Annotated in this window: 4 protein-coding genes and 1 pseudogene; 4 read left to right on the top strand and 1 reads right to left on the bottom strand. The window is 37.1% G+C overall.

The annotated features are described in order from the left end of the window. The first annotated feature begins 57 nt into the window (after window positions 1-57). Both AC2JBO_RS44605 and AC2JBO_RS44610 read left to right on the top strand, forming a co-directional pair. A complete protein-coding gene (locus AC2JBO_RS44605; protein WP_496960029.1) occupies window positions 58-288 on the top strand; it encodes a hypothetical protein in 231 nt (76 codons plus the stop codon). A 148-nt stretch (window positions 289-436) separates the two neighbouring features. Beyond that, window positions 437-949 (top strand): hypothetical protein, encoded by a 513-nt coding sequence (locus tag AC2JBO_RS44610; RefSeq protein ID WP_496960030.1) that lies wholly within the window; start codon window positions 437-439, stop codon window positions 947-949. Window positions 950-978: 29 nt separating this feature from the next. On the opposite strand, the gene AC2JBO_RS44615 is transcribed toward AC2JBO_RS44610, so the two are convergent. Then, on the bottom strand, window positions 979-1,245 hold the full coding sequence (locus tag AC2JBO_RS44615) for a hypothetical protein (protein WP_496960031.1): 267 nt from the start codon (window positions 1,243-1,245) through the stop codon (window positions 979-981). 249 nt (window positions 1,246-1,494) lie between these two features. Here AC2JBO_RS44615 and AC2JBO_RS44620 point away from each other — a divergent pair, with 249 nt between their 5' ends. Beyond that, window positions 1,495-1,743, top strand: coding sequence for a hypothetical protein (locus AC2JBO_RS44620; protein ID WP_496960032.1), 249 nt, complete (start codon window positions 1,495-1,497; stop codon window positions 1,741-1,743). Window positions 1,744-1,855: 112 nt separating this feature from the next. Continuing rightward, window positions 1,856-2,210: pseudogene (locus AC2JBO_RS44625) on the top strand (Uma2 family endonuclease); the annotation flags it as partial.

Below are 2,210 nucleotides of genomic sequence, written 5' to 3' on the forward strand. Positions count from 1 at the left end.
ATTTCGGGGTACTTTTAGCGCAAAAATCATGTTTTTATTGATAATTAGACGATTTAATTGAGAATAAAAGCTCGATTTAACAAAATCGCATCGCTCCCAACTGCTCGTACCTTTTTTTGTTTGGTATCTTCTGGGAACCCTGTAATTATTCTTCAACAAGTTGTTAAAGATGACTATTGCTGGCTTAAAGTCAATGTCACAACTTTAAGCAAGCATGACTCAACATCTTATATCACTGTCACAGGTTGGGTACGAGGTGATTTAGTGACAGAAGACAAGAGTCCATAAAATGTTCATTTAAAGACAGTAATAACGGAAACACACCAACTTTTGAATTTCAGAATTTGTTTCAAATTTTCAGATTAATTGTTTTATTTAAAACAATATTGTAAAATCATTTCAGTAATATTATTGAAGTAAAATCAACAAAAATACAATGCTAAAAAAATCTTACAAGTTTATTGCTCTGGCTGGCGCCTCTTCAATAGCTATGTTTGTCTGTGTTTTCAGTAATCCTGCATTAGCACAACGAACCTGTGTAAAAACAGATGCTGGAAAAGTCGTCTGTGGCAAATTAGTACAAGATAGTAGTAATAGAACTCCTCCCAAGCCAAATCCTTCAATACCACTTGATGGAAAATATTCTTTTTCATGGGTTGAGGAAGCAAATAAAACTAATCAGTGTTTGCAAACTGGAACACTGCGAGAACTAACGATTTCTCCTGATGGTTTGATGCAAGGTGCTTTTAGCGGAGGTAACTATACGTTTAGTGGAAAAGTCAATCCCGATGGCACTTGGTTAGCCACTCTTAACACGGATGGCTACGAATTTAAGGGAAATATTAGCAACGGTGTAATATCAGGAACATATACAGCGAGAGTTGGACCACCATTCCCTGCCGACTCTAAACAATGTCAAGGAAAAGTTACAGGCTTTAAAAAGCCATAATTGATATAGGAATTGGAACTGTAACTGCCCTATCTGTAGCTACCGTTCCTGAACCAAAAACGAATTGGGTCGTATTGACTGCTGATTTTTTGGGAGCAGCAACAATGTATAAGATGCGGAGCTTGTTTACTGCAAATAGGTAACATTTGGATACCAATTATCAAATCGTTAAGTATTGCCTCAGATGCTTGAAGAGCTAAATCAGCAAATTTATAGTCTTCATAAGCAATTTTTTGACATTTAGGAATAGCGTTTTGATCATCTGAATCTTCCCACAAGCAACCCTTGCCTATCATCTATTGTTTATTCCTAATTTTTTATATATTATAAATTTTGATATTTGTTCCAATACTAGTATTTATAAAATCTTTTTTAAACCGCAAAATTACGGTAATTGAAATTTAGGTACTCAGGGAGAGCCAATACGTTACTATTGAATTATCTATATATGGTTGCTTGCTTATAAAACTCGAGTACTGACCGAGGTGAGCGTATCCTTATACAGAGCGCGCGCAGAAAGCAACAAAGTACTCATAGGAGATTTTATGCTTTATAACAATGAAAACGAGTTAGAGGACGAATTACTTCCTGAATACGATTTCTCTAAAATGACAGGCGGTCTTAAGGGAAAGTACGCAGAACGTTCTCTAGCTGGAACTAATCTCGTATTACTTGAACTAGATGTAGCTTCATCGTTTCCAACTGAGTCGTCAAAAGAGCGCGCACCAAAGCAAAAACATGCTTCCAAAGAAGAGCGCTCTTCACCTACACAAGTACAAAACAACAGCCAGTAAAGTAAAACAGGGTTTTAGAGGCGCCCTTAGAAATCACTATTTGTAAAACTCATCCGTTACATCCGTTGCATTCCGTTGCCAATTATACTTACTTTTATTTGAGTTTAAAACTATGACTTCCGTTTTTAACTATATTCCTCAGTCAGACCCACCGCTCCCTCCTCACTTAACCCTGCCAACAATGTATGATTTACCTAGTGAGAATCCAGAGGAACGCGGTTTGCCAGACGATTTCCATTTTTTCCAACCTTTACTTTTACGTTTAACTTTCCAGCCGACTAACTGGAATCCTGATTTAGTTTACAGCGCTGCTGACCTCAATCTCTACTATGATAAGAACCACACCCTATGGTACAAACGTCCAGATTGGTTTGGTGTGGTTGGGGTTGGAAAATTATACCAAGGACAAGATTTAAGATTAAGTTATGTAACTTGGCAGGAGAACGCAAACCCTTTTGTCGTGGTTG

It is taken from the genome of Calothrix sp. CBUCES-K 9914 (assembly GCF_059640475.1).

Coding starts and splice junctions, on each gene's coding strand:
- AC2JBO_RS44620 (WP_496960032.1), top strand. CDS start 1,495: ATGCTTTATAACAATGAAAACGAGTTAGAGGACGAATTACTTCCTGAA.
- AC2JBO_RS44610 (WP_496960030.1), top strand. CDS start 437: ATGCTAAAAAAATCTTACAAGTTTATTGCTCTGGCTGGCGCCTCTTCA.
- AC2JBO_RS44615 (WP_496960031.1), bottom strand. CDS start 1,245: ATGATAGGCAAGGGTTGCTTGTGGGAAGATTCAGATGATCAAAACGCT.